Annotated in this window: 24 protein-coding genes and 1 tRNA gene; 18 read left to right on the plus strand and 7 right to left on the minus strand. The window is 71.5% G+C overall.

Going from position 1 to position 21,489, the window contains the following annotated elements:
- Positions 1-119: 119 nt before the first annotated feature.
- A complete protein-coding gene (gene aceE / locus ABFX46_RS31035) occupies positions 120-2,900 on the minus strand; it encodes a pyruvate dehydrogenase (acetyl-transferring), homodimeric type (RefSeq protein WP_131943268.1) in 2,781 nt (926 codons plus the stop codon).
- A gap of 296 nt (positions 2,901-3,196) precedes the next feature.
- Here aceE and ABFX46_RS31040 point away from each other — a divergent pair, with 296 nt between their 5' ends.
- The 6 genes from ABFX46_RS31040 to ABFX46_RS31065 all read left to right on the plus strand — a co-directional run bounded on the left by ABFX46_RS31040 (position 3,197) and on the right by ABFX46_RS31065 (position 6,678).
- Positions 3,197-3,394: a DUF1918 domain-containing protein gene (locus ABFX46_RS31040; RefSeq protein WP_346047476.1), complete on the plus strand. Its 198-nt coding sequence runs from the start codon at positions 3,197-3,199 to the stop codon at positions 3,392-3,394.
- Positions 3,395-3,495: 101 nt separating this feature from the next.
- On the plus strand, positions 3,496-3,903 hold the full coding sequence (locus tag ABFX46_RS31045; protein WP_346047477.1) for a secondary thiamine-phosphate synthase enzyme YjbQ: 408 nt from the start codon (positions 3,496-3,498) through the stop codon (positions 3,901-3,903).
- A gap of 228 nt (positions 3,904-4,131) precedes the next feature.
- Positions 4,132-4,560 (plus strand): DUF3052 domain-containing protein, encoded by a 429-nt coding sequence (locus ABFX46_RS31050; RefSeq protein ID WP_131943265.1) that lies wholly within the window; start codon positions 4,132-4,134, stop codon positions 4,558-4,560.
- A gap of 17 nt (positions 4,561-4,577) precedes the next feature.
- Positions 4,578-5,072: a peroxiredoxin gene (locus ABFX46_RS31055; protein ID WP_346047478.1), complete on the plus strand. Its 495-nt coding sequence runs from the start codon at positions 4,578-4,580 to the stop codon at positions 5,070-5,072.
- Between the two features lie 70 nt (positions 5,073-5,142).
- A complete protein-coding gene (locus ABFX46_RS31060; protein ID WP_346047479.1) occupies positions 5,143-5,511 on the plus strand; it encodes a hypothetical protein in 369 nt (122 codons plus the stop codon).
- A gap of 108 nt (positions 5,512-5,619) precedes the next feature.
- Positions 5,620-6,678, plus strand: coding sequence for an ion channel (locus tag ABFX46_RS31065; RefSeq protein ID WP_346047480.1), 1,059 nt, complete (start codon positions 5,620-5,622; stop codon positions 6,676-6,678).
- 184 nt (positions 6,679-6,862) lie between these two features.
- Here the strand turns inward: ABFX46_RS31065 and ABFX46_RS31070 are convergent, their stop codons facing one another.
- Positions 6,863-7,828: a phosphoribulokinase gene (locus tag ABFX46_RS31070; protein WP_346047481.1), complete on the minus strand. Its 966-nt coding sequence runs from the start codon at positions 7,826-7,828 to the stop codon at positions 6,863-6,865.
- Positions 7,829-8,009: 181 nt separating this feature from the next.
- Here ABFX46_RS31070 and ABFX46_RS31075 point away from each other — a divergent pair, with 181 nt between their 5' ends.
- Together ABFX46_RS31075 and ABFX46_RS31080 are read left to right on the plus strand one after the other, a co-directional pair.
- Positions 8,010-8,666, plus strand: a complete 657-nt coding sequence (locus tag ABFX46_RS31075; RefSeq protein WP_131943261.1) for a response regulator — start codon at positions 8,010-8,012, stop codon at positions 8,664-8,666.
- A complete protein-coding gene (locus tag ABFX46_RS31080) occupies positions 8,663-9,841 on the plus strand; it encodes a GAF domain-containing sensor histidine kinase (RefSeq protein ID WP_346047482.1) in 1,179 nt (392 codons plus the stop codon). Before ABFX46_RS31075 ends, ABFX46_RS31080 begins: the two co-directional genes overlap by 4 nt.
- On the opposite strand, the gene ABFX46_RS31085 is transcribed toward ABFX46_RS31080, so the two are convergent.
- A complete protein-coding gene (locus tag ABFX46_RS31085; protein WP_346047483.1) occupies positions 9,801-10,979 on the minus strand; it encodes a saccharopine dehydrogenase family protein in 1,179 nt (392 codons plus the stop codon). The genes ABFX46_RS31080 and ABFX46_RS31085 overlap by 41 nt on opposite strands.
- A 123-nt stretch (positions 10,980-11,102) precedes the next feature.
- On the opposite strand from ABFX46_RS31085, the gene ABFX46_RS31090 reads away from it, so the two are divergent.
- Positions 11,103-11,336, plus strand: coding sequence for a hypothetical protein (locus tag ABFX46_RS31090; RefSeq protein WP_346047484.1), 234 nt, complete (start codon positions 11,103-11,105; stop codon positions 11,334-11,336).
- Here ABFX46_RS31090 and ABFX46_RS31095 read toward each other — a convergent pair.
- Positions 11,293-12,198 carry a LysR substrate-binding domain-containing protein gene (locus ABFX46_RS31095; RefSeq protein ID WP_346047485.1) on the minus strand — a complete coding sequence of 302 codons (906 nt, stop codon included), beginning with the start codon at positions 12,196-12,198 and terminating at the stop codon, positions 11,293-11,295. The two genes, ABFX46_RS31090 and ABFX46_RS31095, sit on opposite strands and share 44 nt — an antisense overlap.
- Before the next feature lie 291 nt (positions 12,199-12,489).
- Between ABFX46_RS31095 and ABFX46_RS31100 the strand changes: the two genes are divergently transcribed.
- The 8 genes from ABFX46_RS31100 to ABFX46_RS31135 all read left to right on the plus strand — a co-directional run bounded on the left by ABFX46_RS31100 (position 12,490) and on the right by ABFX46_RS31135 (position 18,687).
- Positions 12,490-13,923: a form I ribulose bisphosphate carboxylase large subunit gene (locus ABFX46_RS31100; RefSeq protein ID WP_346047486.1), complete on the plus strand. Its 1,434-nt coding sequence runs from the start codon at positions 12,490-12,492 to the stop codon at positions 13,921-13,923.
- Entirely contained in the window at positions 13,923-14,351 is a 429-nt protein-coding gene (locus tag ABFX46_RS31105; protein ID WP_346047487.1) for a ribulose bisphosphate carboxylase small subunit, read from the plus strand. Before ABFX46_RS31100 ends, ABFX46_RS31105 begins: the two co-directional genes overlap by 1 nt.
- The gene (gene cbbX, locus ABFX46_RS31110) at positions 14,348-15,298 is read left to right on the plus strand and encodes a CbbX protein (protein WP_346047488.1); all 951 of its coding nucleotides are present in this window, start codon (positions 14,348-14,350) and stop codon (positions 15,296-15,298) included. Before ABFX46_RS31105 ends, cbbX begins: the two co-directional genes overlap by 4 nt.
- A 78-nt stretch (positions 15,299-15,376) precedes the next feature.
- Positions 15,377-16,285, plus strand: a complete 909-nt coding sequence (locus tag ABFX46_RS31115) for a PAC2 family protein (RefSeq protein ID WP_346047489.1) — start codon at positions 15,377-15,379, stop codon at positions 16,283-16,285.
- A 52-nt stretch (positions 16,286-16,337) separates the two neighbouring features.
- Positions 16,338-16,757 carry a CBS domain-containing protein gene (locus ABFX46_RS31120; protein ID WP_346047490.1) on the plus strand — a complete coding sequence of 140 codons (420 nt, stop codon included), beginning with the start codon at positions 16,338-16,340 and terminating at the stop codon, positions 16,755-16,757.
- Positions 16,754-17,389, plus strand: coding sequence for a dienelactone hydrolase family protein (locus tag ABFX46_RS31125; RefSeq protein ID WP_346047491.1), 636 nt, complete (start codon positions 16,754-16,756; stop codon positions 17,387-17,389). Before ABFX46_RS31120 ends, ABFX46_RS31125 begins: the two co-directional genes overlap by 4 nt.
- Positions 17,389-18,552, plus strand: a complete 1,164-nt coding sequence (locus ABFX46_RS31130; protein ID WP_346047492.1) for a geranylgeranyl reductase family protein — start codon at positions 17,389-17,391, stop codon at positions 18,550-18,552. The genes ABFX46_RS31125 and ABFX46_RS31130 overlap by 1 nt, the downstream gene beginning before the upstream one ends.
- A 63-nt stretch (positions 18,553-18,615) precedes the next feature.
- Positions 18,616-18,687 (plus strand) — tRNA-Val (locus ABFX46_RS31135).
- A 712-nt stretch (positions 18,688-19,399) separates the two neighbouring features.
- On the opposite strand, the gene ABFX46_RS31145 is transcribed toward ABFX46_RS31135, so the two are convergent.
- The 3 genes from ABFX46_RS31145 to ABFX46_RS31155 form a co-directional block, all read right to left on the minus strand.
- A complete protein-coding gene (locus tag ABFX46_RS31145; RefSeq protein WP_346047494.1) occupies positions 19,400-19,729 on the minus strand; it encodes a hypothetical protein in 330 nt (109 codons plus the stop codon).
- Between the two features lie 131 nt (positions 19,730-19,860).
- Positions 19,861-20,208: a DNA translocase FtsK gene (locus ABFX46_RS43610; RefSeq protein ID WP_428831328.1), complete on the minus strand. Its 348-nt coding sequence runs from the start codon at positions 20,206-20,208 to the stop codon at positions 19,861-19,863.
- A 22-nt stretch (positions 20,209-20,230) separates the two neighbouring features.
- Complete coding sequence (locus ABFX46_RS31155) at positions 20,231-20,548, minus strand: hypothetical protein (RefSeq protein ID WP_428831329.1); 318 nt, start codon at positions 20,546-20,548, stop codon at positions 20,231-20,233.
- Between ABFX46_RS31155 and ABFX46_RS31160 the strand changes: the two genes are divergently transcribed.
- Entirely contained in the window at positions 20,519-20,929 is a 411-nt protein-coding gene (locus ABFX46_RS31160) for a PP2C family protein-serine/threonine phosphatase (protein ID WP_346047520.1), read from the plus strand. The genes ABFX46_RS31155 and ABFX46_RS31160 overlap by 30 nt on opposite strands.
- The last annotated feature ends 560 nt before the right edge of the window (positions 20,930-21,489 follow it).

Here is a 21,489-nt window from a genome sequence, read left to right on the forward strand (position 1 = left end):
GTCCTGAACGCGAGCGTCCTGAACGCGAGCGTCCTGAACGCGAAGGGCCCCGAGGCGAACCTCGGGGCCCTTGCGGTCATCGCGGCCTACACCTCCGCGATCACCGCGTCATTCCGATGTCAGGCGTCTCCGCCCGTGTTGCTCTCCGCGCTGCCGACGCCGCCCGCGAACACGTCGCTGACGGCCGCGTCCAGGCGATAGCGCTCGATCGCCAGCGGCAGCGTCTCCGGCTTCACCTCGCCGTGCCGGGCGAGCCGGGTGAGCACCGCGAGGACGATCGACGCGGCGTCCACGTGGAAGAACCGGCGCGCGGCGGCGCGGGTGTCGGAGAAGCCGAACCCGTCGGTGCCGAGGGCGGTGAAGTCGGCGTGCACCCACGGGGCGATCTGGTCCGGGACGGCCCGCGTGTAGTCCGATACCGCGACGATCGGCCCGGCGACGTTGTCGAGCGTCCGGGTGACGTACGGGACGCGCTGCTCGCCCTCGGGGTTCAGCAGGTTCCACTCGTCGCACGCGCGGGCCTCGCGGGCCAGTTCGTTCCACGAGGTCGCCGACCAGACGTCCGCCGCGACGCCCCAGTCCTCGGCGAGGAGGCGCTGCGCCTCCAGCGCCCACCGTCCGCCGACGCCCGACGCGAGGATGTTCGCGCGCGGCGCCTCCCCGTTGCCGGACTCGGCCGCCTTGTACCGGTACAGGCCCTTGAGAAGGCCGTCGACGTCGAGGTCCTCCGGCTCGGCAGGCTGCTGGTAGGGCTCGTTGTAGACGGTGAGGTAGTAGAAGACGTCCTCGCCGTTCGGGTGCTCCTCGGACGTCCCGTACATGCGGCGCAGCGCGTCCCGCACGATATGGCCCAGCTCGAACGCCCACGTCGGGTCGTAGTGGACGCAGGCGGGGTTGGACGCCGCGAGCAGCGGGGAGTGGCCGTCGGCGTGCTGCAGGCCCTCGCCGGTGAGCGTGGTGCGGCCGGCGGTGGCGCCGAGCAGGAACCCGCGGCCCATCTGGTCGCCGAGCGCCCACATCTGGTCGCCGGTCCGCTGGAACCCGAACATCGAGTAGAAGATGTACACCGGGATCATGTGCTCGCCGTGCGTGGCGTACGCGGTGCCCGCCGCGATGGCGGACGCCATCGAGCCGGCCTCGCTGATGCCCTCGTGCAGCATCTGGCCGCTTTCGGACTCCTTGTACGACAGCAGCAGCTTGCGGTCGACCGCGTCGTAGGTCTGCCCGTGCGGCGAGTAGATCTTGGACGTCGGGAACAGCGAGTCCATGCCGAACGTGCGGTACTCGTCCGGGGCGATCGGGACGAACCGGGCGCCGATGTTCTCGTCCTTGATCAGGTCCTTGAGCAGCCGGACGAACGCCATGGTGGTGGCGACGTTCTGCTTGCCCGAGCCCTTCTTCATCTCGCTGTAGACCGGGTCGCCGGGCAGCTTCAGCGGCTTGGCCCGCACGACCCGCTTCGGCAGGAACCCGCCGAGGGCGGCGCGGCGCTCGCGCATGTACTGGATCTCGTCGGAGTCCTCGCCCGGGTGGTAGTAGGGCGGCAGCGGCTCCTCCAGCGCCGAGTCGGGGATGTCCAGGTAGAGCCGGTCCCGGAACTCCTTCAGCTCGGCCTTGGTGAGCTTCTTCATCTGGTGGGTGGCGTTGCGGGCCTCGAAGTCGGAGCCGAGCGTCCAGCCCTTGATGGTGTGCGCGAGGATCACGGTCGGCTGCCCGACGTGCTCGCGGGCCGCCTTGAACGCCGCGTAGACCTTGCGGTAGTCGTGCCCGCCGCGCGACAGCTTGCGCAGCTCGTCGTCCGACAGGTGCTGGACGATCTTGCGCAGCCGGGGGTCGGCGCCGAAGAACGTCTCCCGGATGTACTCGCCGGACTCGACGCTGAACGTCTGGAACTGGCCGTCCGGGGTGGTGTTCATCTGGTTGACGAGCACGCCGTCGACGTCCTGCGCGAGCAGCGGGTCCCAGTCGCGGCCCCAGATGACCTTGATGACGTTCCAGCCGGCGCCGCGGAAGAACGACTCCAGCTCCTGGATGATCTTGCCGTTGCCGCGCACCGGGCCGTCGAGCTGCTGCAGGTTGCAGTTGACGACGAAGGTGAGGTTGTCGAGCTCCTCGCGGGCGGCGAGGCCGATCGCGCCGAGCGACTCCGGCTCGCCCATCTCGCCGTCGCCGAGGAACGCCCACACGTGCGAGCGGGACGTGTCCTTGATCTTGCGGTTGTAGAGGTAGCGGTTGAACCGCGCCTGGTACACCGAGTCGATTGCGGTCAGGCCCATGGACACCGTGGGGAACTCCCAGAAGTCCGGCATGAGCCGCGGGTGCGGGTAGGACGACAGGCCGCCGCCCGGGTGCGAGTGCTCCTGCCGGAACCCGTCCAGCCTGCTCTCCGGCAGGCGCCCCTCCAGGAAGGCGCGGGCGTAGATGCCGGGCGCCGCGTGCCCCTGGAAGAACACCTGGTCGCCGGACTCGCCGTGGTCCTTGCCGCGGAAGAAGTGGTTGAAGCCCACCTCGTACAGCGATGCCGCGGACGCGTAGGTGGCGATGTGCCCGCCCACGCCCAGTTCGGGACGGTTCGCGCGCGACACCATGATCGCGGCGTTCCAGCGGATGTAGGCGCGGATGCGCCGCTCCACGTGCTCGTCGCCGGGGAACCACGGTTCGTGCTCCGGCGGGATGGTGTTGATGAAATCGGTGCTGCGCAGGCCGGGCACGCCGACCTGCAGTTCTCGCGCCCGCTCCAGGAGTCGGAGCATGACGTACCGCGCCCTGCCGCGGCCCTCGGTCTTGATGACCGTGTCCAGCGACTCCAGCCACTCCCGGGTCTCGTCCGGGTTGATGTCGGGCAGCTGGCTCGGCAGGCCGTCGCTGATGATCGAGAAGCGTTGACGTCCGGAAGCCACGGGGTCCCCTCTGTCCTTGCCGTCTTTGCTGGTGAGACCCGTGGCCGCCGCGCGGGAGGCCACCGGTCCCCGGCAGACTGTTCGGTCGCTCGTCTGGTGATCCCATCGTCGCCGTTCAGGACGGCTAACGCATCTCTACCTGCGGGTAACCATGCCCCGTGCGCAGTCGTCTTTTTCCGGTCCCGACGGGATTGCCCCGGAGGGGGTGCGGGGAACGTATGAACCTGAGGAGAAGGACCGCAACATGCCCGGCACGGTCCGTCCCGGGGGCGGACGAACGAGCTTGGGAGAACGCCATGAAGGCACGCATCGGAGACCGGCTGCACGTCCACGGCAGGAACGTGGGGAACCCCGACCAGCTCGGCGAGATCGTCGAGGTGCGGGGCGAGGACGGCGGCCCGCCGTACGTGGTCAGGTTCCCCGACGGCCGCGAGAGCCTCGTCTTCCCGGGGCCGGACGCGGTGGTCGAGACCCGGGAGCGGATCACGCACTGACGCCGCCGCCCTCCCGGTGGGAACCGCCGGTGGGAACCGCCCGGTGAGATCGGTGCGGGCGCGGGCGCGTCCAGGGCCACGGATCGGGTAGACACGGTGCCATGGAGAGCACCGTGGTCCGGGTGGCCACCGGTACGAGCGAGGCCGTGCACGACATCACGGCCGAATGCGAGCGGTTCGCCGCGTCGGCGGGCGGCGACGGGCTGCTGCACGTCTTCATCCCGCACGCCACCGCCGGCGTGGCGATCCTCGAACTCGGGTCCGGCAGCGACGACGACCTGCTCGCCGCGCTGCGCGACCTGCTGCCGGCGGACGACCGCTGGCGGCACGCGCACGGGTCCCGGGGGCACGGGCGGTCGCACGTGATGCCCGCCCTCGTCCCGCCGTACGCCACCCTGCCCGTCGTGGACGGGCGGCTCGCCCTCGGGACGTGGCAGTCGGTCGCCCTCGTCGACCTCAACGTGGACAACCCCGACCGGCAGGTGCGGCTGTCCTTCCTCCGGGGATGAGGGCGGTCACCGGGTGGCGAGGGTGACGCTGCGTGGAGCTCCGGTCACGCCGATCTGCGCAAGTGGTCCAATGAGGGCGGCAAAAAGGCCGGAAGACACTTGCGCTAGGGCCCCTCACTTGTGTGGACTGTCCCGCAAACACCGCACAGGTGCGGGCGGGCCACCCGTCCCGGGGGGCTGGGAACAGAGCACGGCACCGTGCGGACTGACGACAATGGGAGGACTTTCGTGAGCGCGACCGCGGGTCAGGCGCAGTCTGAGCGCAGCCTGGCCGAACGGCTCGGCCTCAAGGCCGGCCAGGTGGTGCAGGAGATCGGCTACGACGACGACGTCGACGAGGAGCTTCGGCACTCCGTCGAGGAACTCACGGGGAACGAGCTGGTCGACGAGGACTACGAGGACGTGGTCGACATCGTGCTGCTGTGGTGGCGCGAGGAGGACGGCGACCTGTTCGAGGGCCTCACCGACGCGATGATCCCGCTCACCGGCGGCGGCAACATCTGGCTGCTGACGCCGAAGGCGGGCCGGGACGGGCACGTGGAGCCCAGCGACATCGGCGAGGCCGCGCAGACGGCCGGGCTCTCGCAGACCAGCAGCGTCAGCGCCGCCAAGGAGTGGTCAGGCACGCGGCTGGTCGCGCCCAAGGTCCGCAAGTAGCCGGGGGCGGTAGAGACTTGGCCGGTAACGCGGGCGGTGTCGACGCGGACGCCGTCGAGGTGGGCGACGAGGCGCCGGACTTCGAGCTGAAGGACCAGCACGGCACTCCGGTGCGCCTGTCGGACTTCCGCGGTGAGCGGAAGGTCGTCCTCGTGTTCTACCCGCTGGCGTTCAGCGGCGTGTGCACGGGGGAGCTGTCCCGGCTGCGGGACGAGTTCCGGGACGTGGCCGGTGACGCGGGCGACGTGCAGGTGCTCGCGGTCTCGGTCGACTCGATGTTCGCGCTGCGGGCCTGGTCCGATCAGGAGAAGTTCTGGTTCCCGCTGCTGGCCGACTTCTGGCCGCACGGCGGGACGGCGCGGCGCTACGGCGTCTTCGACGAGGCGAAGGGGCTCGCGCTGCGCGGCACGTTCGTCATCGACACCGAGGGCGTGGTCCGGTGGAAGGTCGTGAACGCGATCCCGGACGCACGCGACATCGACGAGTACCGCGAGGCGCTCGCCGGGCTCTGAGCGAAACGGACCGGTTCCGGCGCGCCCGCGAGGGATGGCCGGAACCGGCCCCCGCACCCCTGGAGGTGTGATGCCCTGCTTCCGCTGCGGGGCGCGGCAGACCGATCCCGCGCGTGGCGCGAGCCCGTGGAGGCGCGGGGTCCGGGCGGACCACCAGGTGCTGATCTGCCCCGGCTGCCAGGCCGCCCGCGACTGGGCGGACGACCTGGACCGCTGCTCGGCCTGCGGATCGGCCGCCCTGGTGTGCCGGCTCGGCGAGGTCGAGTGCCGCGACTGCGGGCACACCCGCGCCGCCGTCCGGGAGGAGCCGGGTCCCGGCGACCTGGTGCACTCCGGCGCCGAACGTCCGGCGGGGGCGGACCGTCCGTCCGACGGCGGCCTGTCGGAGGAGGTCGCGGCGGCCCTGTCGCGCGTGCTGAGGCGCGGCCCCGCCCGCTGAGCGGCGGTGGCCCTGGCCGTGTCCGGCCAGGGGTCGTCACCCGGCGTGATCGCGTGTCCGGGATTTCCCGGCTTGACGTGGCGATTTGTCCGCTGCCACGCTGCGCGAATGCCGATCGTGCTGTTGCGCCTGGTGAACCGGATCACCGGGCGGTCCTGGCGGATGCCCGCGCTCGTGCTCGCCGGGGCCTTCCTGGTGGGCTGGCTGCTGATCGCCGTGTTCGAGGAGCCCGGCGCCGAGCTCAAGAACCCGGTCGACTACGTCTGGTACTTCGTCGTCAGCGGCACCACCACCGGCTACGGGGACCTGTCCCCGACCACGCTCGGCGGCCGGATCGGCGGCGTGATCATCATCGTGGCGGGGCTCACCGCGGGCCTGGTGATGTTCGCCGAGCTGACGCTGTGGATGGGGAAGGGCAGGACGATGAAGGCCAACGGCCAGGCGCAGTTGCACAAGCGGGACCACGTCGTGGTCGTCGGCTACGAGCGCGAGGCGCTGCGGGCCATCATCGGGCAGCTGCGCGCCGACCCCGACTTCCGGAAGACGCCCGTCGTCGCGCTGTTCTGGCCGGGGGAGCTGTCCGGCGAGAACCCCGACCCCGACCTCTACGACGTGGTCGCCAACGACGACACCGCCTACGAGCGGGCGTGCCTGGAGCGTGCCCGGACGGTCCTCGTCGTGGGGCGCTCCGACGACGAGACGGTCCGCGTGATGCTCGGCGTGTCCGCCTACCTGCGGCGCGGCGGGGAGCCGTCCGTCCACCTGCTGGCGGGGCTGCGCGACGGCGGCCGCCGCGCCGAGATCACCGAGGCGCTGACCCTGGTCAGCGCCGACATCGAGCCGGTCGACATCGACGACCCGGCGGTGGTGGCGGTCGCGATCCGCAATCCGGGCGTCGCCGCGATCTACCACAACCTCGCGAGCACGCTCGACACCGACGGCACCCTCTACCGGGTGGACGTCCCCGAGGGCGCCGGCGAGTGGTCCCGCATCGACGTGGCCGTCCACCTGCTCCGGCGGGGCAGCACGCTGCTCGCGGTCGGCGACTCGCACCGCCCGAACGCCAACTTCCGGCTCACGTCCGCCCCGGACGAGAAGGTCCGGGGCGGCCAGTCGCTGGCGGTGGTGGCCCCAGACCGTCCGACGATCCCGTGGGACGAGCTCTGAGCAGTTGCCGGGAGGGCGCCGGCGCGCCCGCTGGACGCCCTCCCGGCGGCCGCCTGCGCGCGGCCCGGGGCACAGGTCCGAAACCCCGGGGCCTCCCCGCGCGCACGCGGAGCCTCTCGTTGACCTGCGGCGTGTTGTTGTTATGAGGCCGCCCATAACAACGACACGCCGCAGGTGAACGTGTTCAGGCGGCTTGGCGGTGGTCTGCCTCCAGCATGTGGTAGAGGAGGAGTAGCTGGGTGATCGCCAACGGGTCGCTGGTGCCGGCTTCGCCCAGCCTGCCCAGCGCGTCGGGGTCGGGGAGGGACGCGCCGGCGCGCGGGCCGAGCCGCTCCCAGATGGCCTTCTTGACGACCTGCGACTCCTCGGGCGAGACGTACCCGTGGACGTGCAGGGCGTCGACGGGCCGGCCGTCGGTGTCGCGGTGCAGCCGCAGGTGCAGGGCGGTCTCGGTCTGGTTCGCCGAGAGGTCGCCGGCGCCGCCGTCCAGGACGTCCGCCAGCTCGGGGTGGTCGATCGTCGGGCGCAGCAGCAGCTCGGCCGACAGCGGCGTCCCGGGCGGGTCGAGCCGCCCGGCGACCGGGGCGAACCGGACGACGATGTCGGCGTGCTTGCGCTGCGGCCGGATGTAGGCGGCGCTCTCCGGCTCGCGGCGGGCCAGCTCCGCCATGACCTGCTCGGGGGTGTAGCCGCGCTTCTCGCAGTCGCGGCGGACCTTCCACGAGTGCCGCAGCGGCTCGGGCGGGTCGAGGTAGACGGTGATGTCGAAGCAGGCCCGCGCCATCCGGGTGTGCAGCGGCAGCAGGCCCTCGACGATCACGAAGTCGCGGGGCTCGACCAGTTCCGGCCGCACCAGCTCGCCGGTCGAGTGGTCGTAGACGGGCTTGAGGATCGGCTCGCCCATCGACAGCAGCTGCAGGTGCTGCTCCATGATGTCGACGTAGTTGCCGTCGGGGTGCAGCGCCGTGAACGGCTTGCCGGCCCGTTCGGCGCGGTCGTAGCGGTGGTAGTCGTCCACGCAGACCGCGGTCATCCGGTCGGCCCCAAGGCACTGCGCAAGCCCCCGTGTCAGCGTGGTCTTGCCCGCGGCGCTGTCGCCCGCGATCGCGAGCATGACGGGGCGGCGGCCCGCGCCGCGCGCGCGGAGCATATGCACGATCCGATGGGGCACCTTGCTCCTCCGTCCTGCGGAATTCTGTTTTCGTGCAGGAGAATACGGGGAGGCGCGGGCGGGATCGTCCCCCAATCGGGGGAGAGCGGGAGTGAAACGCCGGAGGGTCCCTCCGCACCGGGGCTACTGGGGAGTAGCTTCCGGTTGTTATCGTGCCGGAATGAGTGTCCCCGTACGCGTCGTCCTGGTCGACGACCACGAGATGATCCTCGCCGGGCTGCAGGCGATGCTGGCCGGTTTCGCCGGGCGGGTGCGCGTCGTCGGGCAGGCGGGGACGGGGGACGAGGCGGCCCGGCTGGTGACGGCGCTGCGCCCGGACGTCGTCCTGCTGGACGTGCGGCTCGGCCCCGAGAGCGGCCTCGACCTGTGCCGGCTGATCACCGGTCGCGTCCCGGAGGCGCGGGTGGTGTTCCTGTCGGTCTACGACGACGAGCAGTACGTCTTCGAGGCGCTGCGGGCCGGGGCCGGCGGCTACCTCCTCAAGCGGGTGGACGGCCCCGAGCTCGTCCGGCGGCTGGAGGAGGTCGCGCGGGGCGAGACGGTCGTCGACCCGACGCTCGCCGGGCGGATGGCGGTCACCGCGGCCCGGCTGACCCGCGGCGAGTTCTGGCCCGGCGCCAACCGGGGCCTCACCCAGCGCGAGAGCGAGGTGCTGTCGCTGCTGGTCGGCGGTCTGTCGAACAAGGCGATCGCGGCGCGCCTGGTGCTGAGCGAGGAGACCGTGAAGAGCCACCTGCGCGCCCTCTACCGCAAGCTGGAGGTGACCGACCGGTCGGCGGCGATCGCGGTCGCGCTGCGCGAGGGGCTGTTCCGGTGACGTCCCCGCTGGAGCTGCTCGCGGACCGGGGGAGCGACCTGCTCGTCCGGATCGCGGCCGTCGCCTGCTCCGACCGGGAGCTGCCGCGGATGGCGCAGGAGCTGGCCTGCCTGGTCGTCCGGTCCGCGCGGGCGCTGACGTTCTGCGACGTGTACGTCCTGGACGAGGAGGAGCGGGCCCTCGAATGGTCCGGCCCGCCCGTCCCGCTCGGGGAGGGCGACGCCGGCTGGGTCGCCGCCCACGGCCGGACCCGCCCGCACGCCGACGGGCGCGGCGCCGCCGTCCCCGTGCACGGCGACGGCGGCGTGATCGCGGTCGTGGACGTCCGGTCCGCCGGCCCGGCGCCGCCCGAGGACCTCGCGCTCGTCACCGCGCTCGCCGGGCTGTTCGCGCCGGTGCTGTCGTCGTGCCGCCGGCTGCGCACCGCGCGGGAGCGCGAGCACGCGGCCGAGCGGTTCGCCGAGCGGGCCGTCGAGGCGCAGGAGGCGGAGCGGTCCCGGCTCAGCCGGGAGATCCACGACGGCATCGCGCAGCGGCTCGCCAGCCTCGGCTTCCACCTGTCGGCCGCCGAGCGGGCGCTGCCCGAGCACCATCCGGAGGCCCTCGCGCAGATCATGATGGCGCGGCGGCTGTGCGAGCTGTCGGCGGCCGAGACGCGCGCGGCGATCGGGGGGCTGCGCCCGCCCGTCCTGGACGACCTGGGCCTGTCGGCGGCCCTCGCCACCCTCGCGCGCGAGGCCGGGGACGGGCCGGGGCCGTCCGGCGTGATCGACGTGACCGTCACCATCGAGGGCGAGCTGGAGGACGAGCTCCCCGACCACGTGCAGACCGCGCTGTACCGGATCGCGCAGGAGGCGGTCGGCAACAGCCTGCGGCACGCGTCCGCGTCGTGCGTCGACCTGCTGCTGGAGCACTCCCCGGACCGGGTCAGGCTGCGGGTCGCCGACGACGGGACCGGGTTCTCCGTCCGCGACGTCCTCGCGCAGGGCGGCACCGGGGCGCGCCCCGACTGCTACGGCCTGCGCGGCATGCGGGAGCGCGCCGAACTGCTCGGCGGCCGGGTCGCGGTGAAGAGCAGGCCGGGCGCCGGGACGATCGTCGAGGCCGTCGTCCCGGTCCCCGGGCGCCGCCGGGTCACGCCGGGTCGAGCACCCGGAACGCCATCCCCGCCCTGACCAGGCGCGCGATCAGCGCGTCGCCCATCGCCGTCGCGGTCGTGACCTGCCCGGACGTCTCGGGCAGGTCGTCGTGGGCGAGGCACAGCGCCGACTCGGCGAGCATCTTGGCCGTCTCGGTGTAGCCGGGGTCGCCGCCCGCGACCTCCGTGACGACGCGCTTCCCGCCGCCCTCGCCCGCGAACTTCACGCTGAACCAGTTGCGGTCGCGCCGCGCCTGCGACGGGCCGTCGCCGGGGCTGCTGATCCGCAGCAGGAGCCGCCGGGTCGGCGGCAGCGCGGCGAGCGCGGTCAGGGCGCCGAAGCCCGCCGCCAGCGCGGCTGCGGACGGAAGGCGCTTGACCGCGACGAAGTGGCCGTAGGAGAAGTCGGGGCCGTAGCGGTCGAGGGCCGCCGCCGACCGGGTGACGATCTGCGGGTCGATGGTGGGCAGCGGCAGCGTCCAGCCGTCCCCGACGCGGGCCTTCGGCGCGGGGGACCGCGAGATGCGGACCTTGCGTCCGGCGGGGCGGTCCTCCATCCGGCGGCGCTCGCGCTCGGCGCGCAGCATGCCGGCGGCGTCCCCGACGATGCCGACCGCCGAGTGCAGGGTGCCGCCGGACGCGGCCCCGCGCACCCGCACGAACCCCTCGACGTGCAGCGGGACGCCCTCGGGCAGCTGCTTGACCGTGAAGTAGGCGCCGAGGTCGTGGGGGATCGAGTCGAACCCGCAGGCGTGGACGATCCGTGCCCCGCTGCGCACGGCCTCCCGGTGGTGCTTCACGTACATGCGGTCGACGAACGTGGGCTCGCCGGTGATGTCGACGTAGTCGGTACCGGCGCGCGCGCACGCCGCGACCAAGGGCTCGCCGTACTTGACGTAGGGGCCGACCGTGGTGATGACGACGCGCGCCGACTCGGCGATGGCGTCGATCGAGGCGGCGTCGGTGGTGTCGGCGTGCAGCAGCGGCAGCTCGGCGCACGCGGGGTCGATCTTCACCAGCCGGTCGCGGACGGCCGCGAGCTTGGCCTCGTTGCGTCCGGCGAGCGCCCAGCGCGTCCCCGGGTCGGCGTGCTCCGCCAGGTACTCGGCGGTCAGGGCGCCCGTGAAGCCGGTGGCGCCGAACAGGACGATGTCGTATGGCCGGTCGGCGGTCATGATGCCCCTCTCACGGTTCCGAACCTGATTCTGTCGCGTTCGCGGCCCGGTATGCGCGGCGGATCGCCGATGTGAGGGACCGCACTCCTCTAGGGTTGCTCCGGTGACGGGAATGGTGGCGTGGTGACCGTGCTGGCCGTGGCGATGGACGTCGTCGCCGCCGGCTTCCTCGCGCTCTTCGCGGTGCTGCTGACACGCGGCAGGCGGGGCGCGCGCGCCGACGAGGGCGGACGGGCCGACGAGGGCGGACGGGCCGACGAGGGCGGGCGCGGCGACGAGGGCGGGCGCTCCGTCGCCATGGTGCTGATCGCGGTCAGCCTGGGCCTGCTGTCGGTGTCGCTGTGGAGCCTGCCCTAGCGGGCTCCCATCCCGGCGCGTCCAGCAGGTGCCGGACGAACAGCAGCGTCGTCGCGGTGGGCGCCGCCCCCGCGACCGCGTGCCAGGGGCGGTCGAGCGGCATCCCCGGCGCGTCGACCACCACCAGGCGCCCGGCGTCCAGCTCGGCGCCGACGGCGTCCCGCGACACCAGCGCCACCCCGAGCCCGGCCGCCGCGCCCGCGATGACCGCGCCGTTCGAACCGAGCACGAGCCGGGGCGGCGCCGCCTCGCGTTCGGCCAGGTAGGCGTCGGCGGTCGCCCGCGTCCCCGAGCCCGGCTCGCGCATCACCCACGGCGTGCGGGCGAGGGCGAAACCGGCGGCGAGGCCGGGCGCGCCCACCACGACCAGCTCGTTCGGCCGCCTGGCCAGCACGGTCGCCGCGACCTCGGCGGGCGGGCGCCCGGCCAGCACCAGGTCGGCCTCGTGCGCGGCGAGGCTGCTCCACACCTGGCGGCGCGGCCCCACCTCCAGCGCCAGCTCCACGTCCGGCCAGCGCGCCCGGAACGTGGCGAGCAGCTCGGGCAGGATCTGGTCGGCGGCCGTCGTCACCGCCGCCAGGCGCAGCGGCCCCCGCCCCGGGTCGGCCGCGCCGCGCGCCGCCGCCCGCCCCTCCTCCAGCAGCCCGAGGACCTGCCGCGCGTACCCCGCGTAGACGGCCCCGGCGGGCGTCAGCCGGATGCCCCGGCCCACCTTCTGGACGAGCGGCACGCCGAGGTCGCGGGTCAGCGCGGCCACCGCCGCCGACACCGCCGACTCGGTCACGTACAGCCGCCGCGCCGCCGCCCGCACCGACCCGGCGTCGGCGAGCGCCACGAACGTCCGCAGCCGCGCCTCCGTCACCCGCCCACCTCCCGCCTCACGCGCCGACCTCCTTCGTCACGTGCCGACCTCCTGCCTCCCGGGTCGGCGTCCTGCCTCATGCGCCGACCTCCTCGTTCAAGTGAATGCTTGATGGTCACCGTAGAACACTTGATGGACATCGCAAGTATCGGGCGGTCAGGCTTCGAGGCGTCACGGTTCCACATGGGCCGGGACGCGGCGCTCCGCCCCAATCCCCTGGGACATGCCGTCCTCCACCGGGGCGGAGCACCGCGTCCCGGCCGACCGGCAGCAAGCGGAGGAGAGCGGCGTATGAGCTCGGGCAGATGGTCGGCGGGCGTGATCCCCTACGCGGAGATGGGCTACTGGCGCCCGGACTACGAGCCGAAGGACAGCGACATCCTCGCCGCCTTCCGGATCACGCCGCAGCCGGGCGTGCCGCCGGAGGAGGCGGGCGCGGCCGTCGCCGGCGAGTCGTCCACCGCGACGTGGACGGTCGTCTGGACGGACCGGCTCACGTCCTACGAGAACTACCAGGGCAAGTGCTACAAGGTGGAGCCGGTTCCCGGGCAGGAGAACCAGTTCATCGCCTACATCGCCTACGACCTCGACCTGTTCGAGGAGGGGTCGATCGCGAACCTGACGTCGTCCATCATCGGGAACGTCTTCGGGTTCAAGGCGCTGAAGGCGCTCCGCCTGGAGGACATGCGGATCCCCACCCACTACGTGAAGACGTTCCAGGGGCCGGCGCACGGCATCGTCATGGAGCGCGAGTACCTGGGCAAGTTCGGGCGTCCGCTCCTGGGCGCCACCGTCAAGCCCAAGCTCGGCCTGTCGGCGCGCAACTACGGACGCGTCGTCTACGAGGCCCTCCGCGGCGGCCTCGACTTCACCAAGGACGACGAGAACATCAACTCGCAGCCGTTCATGCGGTGGCGCGACCGCTTCCTCTACTGCATGGAGGGCGTCAATCGGGCGCAGGCCGCCACGGGCGAGGTGAAGGGCCACTACCTCAACGTCACCGCCGCGACGATGGAGGACATGTACGAGCGCGCCGAGTTCGCCAGGGACCTGGGCAGCGTCATCGTGATGATCGACCTCACCATCGGCTACACGGCGATCCAGTCGATGGCGAAGTGGGCGCGCAGGAACGGCGTCATCCTGCACCTGCACCGCGCCGGGCACTCCACCTACACGCGGCAGAAGACGCACGGCGTGAACTTCCGCGTCATCGCCAAGTGGATGCGGCTCGCCGGCGTCGACCACATCCACGCGGGGACGGTCGTCGGCAAGCTGGAGGGCGACCCGAACAGCGTCCGCGGCTACTACGACACCCTGCGCCTGGACAAGGTGGAGGCCGACCCCGTGAAGGGCCTCTACTTCGACCAGGAGTGGGCGTCGATGCCGGGCTGCATGCCCGTCGCGTCCGGCGGCATCCACGCGGGGCAGATGCACCAGCTCCTGCACTACCTGGGCGAGGACTCGATCCTCCAGTTCGGCGGCGGGACGATCGGCCACCCGATGGGGATCGCCGCCGGCGCCACCGCCAACCGCGTCGCGCTCGAGGCGATGATCAAGGCCCGGAACGAGGGCCGCGACTACCTCGCCGAGGGCCCCGACATCCTGCGCGCCGCCGCCAAGCAGAGCCGCGAACTCGACATCGCCCTGTCCACGTGGGGCGACATCACCTTCACATACGAATCCACCGACACCCCTGACGTCGTCGAGACCCCGGTGAGCGTCTGATGCGAATCACTCAAGGAACCTTCTCCTACCTGCCCGACCTCACGGACGCGGACATCGCGGCCCAGGTCGCCTACGCCCTCGACCAGGGCTGGCCGTGCTCGGTCGAGTTCACCGACGACCCGCATCCGCGCAACTCCTACTGGGAGATGTGGGGGCTGCCGATGTTCGACCTCGCCGACCCGGCCGGCGTCCTGTACGAGGTCAACGAGTGCCGCAAGGCGTACCCGGACCACTACATCCGGCTGAACGCCTACGACGCCCGCTACGGGCGGCAGACCACGGCGCTGTCGTTCATCGTGCAGCGTCCCGCCGAGGAGCCCGGCTTCCGGCTGGACCGGACGGAGACGTCCGACCGGCGCGTCCGGTACACGCTCCACCCGTACGCCCTCGACAGGCCCGAGGGCGACCGCTACGGGGCGGCACGTTGACCGAACGCCCCGGTTTCGGGATGCGCCAGAACGGCTCCCCGGTGGACACGTCCCAAGCTCCCGCCACCGGGGAGCCGCTCCCTCCCGACGCGCGCGTCGACCTCGCGAAGGAGCGCGCCGACTCCCAGGTCGACGCCGTCCTGGACGCCCTCGACGCCGAACTCGTCGGCCTGGCCCCGGTCAAGACCCGCATCCGGGAGATCGCCGCCCTCCTCCTCGTGGACCGCGTCCGCTCCCGGTTCGGCATCGACTCCGGGCGCCCCAACCTGCACATGTGCTTCACCGGCAGCCCCGGGACGGGCAAGACGTCCGTCGCCGTCCGGCTCGCCGAGCTGCTGCACCGCCTCGGCTACATCCGCAAGGGCCACCTGGTCTCCGTCACCCGCGACGACCTCGTCGGCCAGTACGTGGGCCACACCGCGCCCAAGACGAAAGAGGTCCTGAAACGGGCGATGGGCGGCGTGCTGTTCATCGACGAGGCGTATTACCTGTACCGGGCGGAGAACGAGCGCGACTACGGGCAGGAGGCCATCGAGATCCTGCTCCAGGTAATGGAGAACCAGCGGGACGACCTCGTCGTCGTCCTCGCCGGATACAAGGACCGCATGGACTCCTTCTTCGCGTCCAATCCGGGCATGAGCTCCCGCATCGCGCACCACATCGACTTCCCCGACTACGAGCCGGACGAACTGGAGGCCATCGGCCACCTGATGATGGAACGCGAGGGCTACGGCCTCGCCCCCGCCGCCGAACCGGTGTTCCGCGACTACCTGTCCCTGCGCCGCGCCCAGCCCCGCTTCGCGAACGCCAGATCCGTCCGGAACGCCATCGAACGCGCCCGCCTCCGGCACGCCAACCGGCTCCTCGCCGCCGGCGGCGACGTGGGCCGCGACGACCTCACCACCCTCCACCCGGAAGACTTCCTGGCCAGCCGTGTATTCGCGTGACCGGTGTCACACCGGAAACGGGGATGTGCCTCCGCATGTCCTAATGTTGGGCGTAGGACATGTGGAGTGGGGGAGAAGTTGCTTAACCCTGAGGATCTGTACGAGCTTGACGCCGACCTGCCGGAGATGACGGGTCCGGTGCTGCTGCACAGCCTCGACGGCTTCGTGGACGCCGGATCCACCGGGCAGCTCGTGCGCGAGCACCTCCTGGAGTCCCTTGAGCACCGCGTCATCGCCCGCTTCGACGTCGACTCGCTGATCGACTACCGGGCCCGCCGGCCGCCGATGACGTTCGACCGCGACCACTGGGCCTCCTACGAGGCGCCCGAACTGGTCGTCCGGCTGCTGCGCGACGAGGGCGGCAGCCCGTTCCTGATGCTGTCCGGGCCGGAGCCCGACCGGCTGTGGGAGGGCTTCACCTCCTCCGTCGTCCACCTGGTCAAGAAGCTCGGGGTCGGCGTCGTCGTCGGGTTCCACGGCATCCCGATGGGCGTCCCGCACACCCGTCCCGTCGGCACCACCGCGCACGCCACCCGGCCCGAGCTGATCAACCGGAACTCCTGGTTCGACAAGGTGCAGGTGCCGGGCAGCGCCGCCGGGCTGCTGGAGCTGCGGCTCGGCGAGGCCGGGCACGACGCCGTCGGGTTCGCCGTGCACGTCCCGCACTACCTCGCCCAGTCCGCCTACCCGGCCGCCGCCGTCGCCGCGCTGGAGGCGATCGTCTCCGCGACCGGGCTGGTGCTGCCCGTCGACCGGCTCCGCGACGCGGCCGCCGCCACCGACGCCGACATCGCCGACCAGGTGGACGGCAACGACGAGGTCGAGAAGGTCGTCCGGGCCCTGGAGCAGCAGTACGACGCGTTCGCCGGCGCCGCCGAGCGCGACAGCCTGCTCGCCGAATCGCAGGACATGCCCACCGCGGACGAGCTCGGCGCCCAGTTCGAGCGGTTCCTCGCCGAGCAGGACGGGCCCGACCCCGCCGGCTGACATATCCCGTCCGCCGCTGGGTAGGCGAGCGCCCGAGAGGGGAGGTTCGCTCATGGCCCAGAAGGTGAACGAGGTGATGACGCCGGTGCCCGTGGCGGTGCCCCCGGACACGTCCCTGGTCGAGGTCGGGGACCTCATGCGGCAGCACGGCATCGGCGACGTCCTCGTCGTCCACGAGGGGCGGCTGCGCGGCCTGGTCACCGACCGCGACATCGTGATCCGCGCCGTCGCCGCGCACCGCGACATGTCCGGCACCACCGTCGCCGACATCTGCAGCACCAACATGATCACGGTCGCGCCCGGCGAGGACGCCGACGAGGCGGTGCGGCTGATGCGCGAGAACGCCGTCCGCCGGATCCCGGTCGTGGACGGCGACCGCCCGATCGGCATGGTGTCCATCGGCGACCTGGCCGTCCAGCGCGACGAGCGCTCGGCCCTCGCCGACATCAGCGCCGAGCCGCCCAACACATGATCACGCTGAAGCTGCCGGACGCCGAACTCGCCGGCGACCTGGCGATACCGGACGGCGCCACCGGCGTCGTCCTGTTCGCGCACGGCAGCGGCAGCTCCCGCCTCAGCCCCCGCAACCGCGCCGTCGCCGAGGGCCTGAACGCCGCCGGGATCGGCACGCTCCTCATCGACCTGCTCACCCAGCACGAGGACGAGGTCGACCGCGTCACCGCCGCCCTGCGCTTCGACATCGAACTCCTCACGCTCCGCCTGATCGGCGCGATCGACCGCCTCACCGAGGGCCTGGAGTCGGCCCCGCACACCGCCGGCCTCCCCATCGGCCTGTTCGGCGCCAGCACCGGCGCAGCCGCCGCCCTCGCCGCCGCGGCTGCCCGCCCGCGCATCGGCGCGGTCGTCTCCCGCGGCGGCCGCCCCGACCTCGCAGGCCCGTCCCTGCCCCGGGTACAGGCCCCCGTCCTCCTGATCGTCGGCGGCAACGACCTGGAAGTCCTGGCACTGAACGAGAAAGCGGCCGAGCACCTCGACCGCTCCGAGATCCACATCGTCTCCGGTGCGACCCACCTGTTCGAGGAGCCGGGCGCCCTGGAAGAGGTGACCATGCAAGCAGCCGACTGGTTCAACCGGAACCTGTGATGCACGACGTCATCGTGGTCGGAGCCGGCCCCGCCGGAACGTCCGCCGCCTGCCACCTGGCCCGCGCCGGCCTGGACGTCCTCGTCCTGGAGAAGACGTCCTTCCCGCGCGAGAAGATCTGCGGCGACGGCCTGACACCCCGCGCGGTCGACGAACTCCGCGCCCTGGACATCGACCTTTCCGACTGGTTCCGCACAGACGGCGTCCGCCTGATCGGCGCGGGCCGCACCCTGGAGCTTCCCTGGCCCTCAGGGTTCGGCCTGACCCGTACCCGCACAGACCTGGACGAACTCCTGGCCCGCCAGGCAGTAGCCGCCGGCGCAACCCTCCTGGAGAACACCAAGGTCACCGCGCCTTTGCTAGACCGTGGCCGCGTAACGGGCGTTGAGACGAGCACGGGCACCCACCGCTCCCGCCTGGTCATAGCGGCCGACGGAGCCTCGTCCCGCCTCTCCATCGCCCTGGGCCTGCACCCTCGCCGCGACCGTCCGATAGGCATCGCGGGCCGCCGCTACTACCGCAGCCCCCGCCACAAGGACACCTACCTCGAAATCTGGCTGGACCTGGCCCCCGCCGCCTACGGCTGGGTGTTCGGCATGGGCGACGGCACCTGCAACGTAGGCGTGGCCCTCCTACGCAGCGACCACCCCGACTACCACCACCTGTTCACCGACTGGCTGAAAACCCTCCCCACCGCCTGGGGCTTCACGGAAGACAACGCGGTAGGCCCCCTACGCGGCGCAGCCCTCCCCATGGGCTACAGCCGCCGCCCCCACTACCTCCCCGGCATGTTGCTCGTCGGCGACTCGGGCGGCATGGTCAACCCCTTCAGCGGCGAAGGCATCGCCTACTCCCTGGAAGCAGGCCGCCTGGCCGCCGAAGTGATCACCACCGCCTACCACGGCCCCTTCCCGGAGCGGACCCTCCGCTCGTACCCCGCCGCCATCCGCAGGGCCAACGGCGCCCCCTTCACCCTCGCCCGCACCGCCACCCGAGCCATGGCGAACCCGCAGATCATGCGCCTGGCAACCCGCACAGCCCTCTCATCCCCACCCCTAACGCGCCTAGCCCTAACCCTCACAGGCGGCCTACCAGCCTCGCCCGTCCCAACGACCACCGACCGCCTGGCCGCAGCTGTAACCCGCCTGACCCCCACCTCCTGACCCCCGCCCCGAATACCGTTTCGCGAACGCCCCCACCAACCGGGTACGCTTTCCCGGCAACACGGGCGCGTAGCTCAGGGGTAGAGCACTCGCCTTACAAGCGAGGAGTCGGCGGTTCGAAACCGTCCGCGCCCACCCACGTCAGGGCCATGATCCGTAGTCGCGGATCATGGCCTTCGATGTTGTGAGTGACTAACTGAGTGACTAGGGATCCTGACCCGTTGGGACGCCGGCGTCGCCGAAAAATGCCGTCCATGGCGGTCGCGTCCTTCTCCATGATGGGCCGAATCTGCAGCCGGTAGACGGTCGCCGGTGACGGCCGTGCTGCGGTGGCCGACCAGGCGCGAGATGTCCTCGATGGGGATGCCGTGGTAAGAGAGCACCGACACGAAGCTGTGCCGCATCTGCCGCGATGCCCACTCGGTACCGACCAGGCCAGCCCTGTCGAGCACCCTGCGGAAGTCGCGCCGCACGTGGCCGCCGAGAGCGGGCGGCCGGAGCGGGTGCAGAAGACCAGGCCGGACTCGGGCGGCGCGTCGCCGGCGTCTACCTCCATCGCGGCCTGGTGCTCCTGGAGCCGCTGGAGGGCCTTGACGCATATCTGCGGGAGCTTCAGGGTTCGGCGGGACTTCTTGGTCCTGGTCTCGCCCTTTCTACGGACGGATTGCCAGACGTAGATCGCATAGGCCTCGTGTTCCCAACCGGCTTCCTGGACGGGACCGCGCGGCATCGTCGTCAAAGGCGAAGACGTGATCCCAGGTGAGCGCTCGCAATTCCTCCGTCCTGGCTCCGGTCGCCAGGGACGGGCGGCTGCGGGGTTGATGGTGGCCAGGGCCTCGGCCAGGCCCTACACGGCCTGCATGGCGGCGCTGACGGCGCCGTCTTCGCCGAGCCATTCGTCCATGTTGATGGTGGCGAGCAGGGCGCCGAGGCTGAGGAAGCCGTCGTGCAGCAGCGCGGTGAGGATCGCCATATTGGTGCGGCGCAGGTCCAGGGACTGCTCGGCGAACTCGTCCAGCCGCTCCTCGGTGACATGGTCGGAGGTGGTGGCGAGCATTTTCATCATCTCGGCGACGATGGGCGCGTACTCGCCCACCTTCTCGATCACCGTGGTGAGCGCGTCGCCGCGTTCCACTAGGCCGTCCAGCGCGGACTCGCGCTCCAGCAGGTCGAGCATGCGGTTCAGAGGCAGAACTCGGCGAGCACGTCCGCTAGGCCGTCCGGGCCGATAAGCACGTCGCGGGCCTTGGCGCCCTCAGCGGGGCTCACGACCTGCAGGCGCTGCATCCGGTCCACCAGCCCGGTGGGCTAGGCGAAGCCGATGCGCAGCTTGCGTTGCAGCATCGAGGTGGACCCAAACTGCATACTCGCCGCCAGTTCGATCGCCTGGTCCAGCAGCTCGGCGTCGTCGCCGGCTGCGGCGCCCTCGGTGGCGAATTTCCAGCCGACGGCGGCGGCCGGGCGCGCGTGGCGGACTTCACCAGGGCGGCCATGTGCCCGGTACGGTGGGCGCTGATCCCGGTGGCCACGGCTAACTCGCGCCAGCCGAGGGGGCCGCCGCCGGCGGGGCTGTCGGCTCGTCCGGGCACTCTGCCGCGGCCTCGGTCGGCTCGGCGGTCGGCACCTCGGGCGCCTCAGACGGCTCGGGGCCGGCAGTGTAGGCGTCCCGTACGCGGTCTCATCGGCCGTGGCCGGCTCGGCCGGGAGCGGGTCGGCGAGGGTCCTTGCCCTGGCGCTTGCAAATGGCTACGACCCGATTGATCTCCTTATCGGAGATGTAGGCGTTCTGCAGCCGGACTGGGGGGGGAGGCGCCTTCGGCAGGAACAGCGCGTCGCCCAGGCCGAGCAGCTTCTCGGCGCCGGTCCGGTCCAGGATCACGCGGCTCTCGGTGCCCGAGCTGGTGGCGAACGCCGGCCGGGACGGCACGCAAGCGCAACGAAGACAGCGGCTACGTCGGCCGCCGACCTGGCGGTCGCTGACGGCCTCGGCGGCCACGCCGCCAGCAATGTAGCCAGTACCATCGTGATCAAAGCCCTCAAGCCATACGACCGCGAGGTTTCCCCTGAGGATCTAGCTGTGACACTCGGCCAAGCGATCAACGAGGCCAGCGATGCTCTACGCACCCGAGACGCAGAGGACCCATGTGTGCCCGACATGGGAACGACCCTGGCAGCCCTTCTGTGGTCGGGAAAGCGTGTCGTGTCCGCCAACATCGGCGACTCCCGCATCTACCATCTGCGCGACAACCAGTTCACGGCCTTCAGCGAGGACCACGTTTATGAACGCCTGGTCTTCGACGCCGCAGCCGTCCCGGACCACCCGCCAAGCTCGGTCGTTTCCTTGACGGACGGGCAAACGGCCGATCGCCCGACCTGACCGTCCGCGAACTCAAGGTCGGCGACCGACTCCCCCTCTGCTCAGACGGCCTCAGCAACGTCGTCGACCTAGACGACATCCAGCGAACCTTGGCGTCCACCAACGAACTAAAGGAAACGGTCGACCGTCTACTCCAGGTGATCCTTGTCGACGGCGCCCCCGACAACGTTACGGCCATAGTCGCTGACGCACGACCAACCGGCTTGGGCGGATGACGAAGAAGTGACCGACCCTCGCGGTTTACACGCCACTCTGTCAGTAAGGTCGGCGTCATCGACGACCAGGGTCAGCTGTCCTAATCCGGCACCGCGACGATGGCCACTGGGAGAACGCTGCGGCATCCTGGAACAAGACGAAAACATTGCCCCTGTCCTTCGGTAAGTTCCGTGGGAAACCGGCCATCCTAGATGGTTTAGACCTACTGGCCCGATCGGCGCCTACAAGATCATGTCCCGCGCCCACCGTCACCCTTTTCCTTCGTCGCAAAGCTGATTAGGGATCGCTCTGGGCCTGCTGTGCTAACTGCAGAGGACCGCAAGCATGAACGTGCACCGGCGCAA

It is taken from the genome of Actinomadura chokoriensis (assembly GCF_039529475.1).
Lineage (GTDB): Bacteria > Actinomycetota > Actinomycetes > Streptosporangiales > Streptosporangiaceae > Spirillospora > Spirillospora bangladeshensis.

Excerpts from the sequence above, each read along its gene's own strand:
- ABFX46_RS31045 (WP_346047477.1), top strand. The coding sequence starts at position 3,496 with ATGGAGAGCACCGTGGTCCGGGTGGCCACCGGTACGAGCGAGGCCGTG.
- ABFX46_RS31120 (WP_346047490.1), top strand. The coding sequence starts at position 16,338 with ATGGCCCAGAAGGTGAACGAGGTGATGACGCCGGTGCCCGTGGCGGTG.
- ABFX46_RS31085 (WP_346047483.1), bottom strand. The coding sequence starts at position 10,979 with ATGACCGCCGACCGGCCATACGACATCGTCCTGTTCGGCGCCACCGGC.
- ABFX46_RS31070 (WP_346047481.1), bottom strand. The coding sequence starts at position 7,828 with ATGCTCCGCGCGCGCGGCGCGGGCCGCCGCCCCGTCATGCTCGCGATC.
- ABFX46_RS31125 (WP_346047491.1), top strand. The coding sequence starts at position 16,754 with ATGATCACGCTGAAGCTGCCGGACGCCGAACTCGCCGGCGACCTGGCG.
- ABFX46_RS31060 (WP_346047479.1), top strand. The coding sequence starts at position 5,143 with ATGCCCTGCTTCCGCTGCGGGGCGCGGCAGACCGATCCCGCGCGTGGC.
- ABFX46_RS31040 (WP_346047476.1), top strand. The coding sequence starts at position 3,197 with ATGAAGGCACGCATCGGAGACCGGCTGCACGTCCACGGCAGGAACGTG.
- ABFX46_RS31065 (WP_346047480.1), top strand. The coding sequence starts at position 5,620 with ATGCCGATCGTGCTGTTGCGCCTGGTGAACCGGATCACCGGGCGGTCC.
- ABFX46_RS31100 (WP_346047486.1), top strand. The coding sequence starts at position 12,490 with ATGAGCTCGGGCAGATGGTCGGCGGGCGTGATCCCCTACGCGGAGATG.
- ABFX46_RS31145 (WP_346047494.1), bottom strand. The coding sequence starts at position 19,729 with ATGCTCGACCTGCTGGAGCGCGAGTCCGCGCTGGACGGCCTAGTGGAA.
- ABFX46_RS31105 (WP_346047487.1), top strand. The coding sequence starts at position 13,923 with ATGCGAATCACTCAAGGAACCTTCTCCTACCTGCCCGACCTCACGGAC.
- ABFX46_RS31075 (WP_131943261.1), top strand. The coding sequence starts at position 8,010 with ATGAGTGTCCCCGTACGCGTCGTCCTGGTCGACGACCACGAGATGATC.
- ABFX46_RS31130 (WP_346047492.1), top strand. The coding sequence starts at position 17,389 with ATGCACGACGTCATCGTGGTCGGAGCCGGCCCCGCCGGAACGTCCGCC.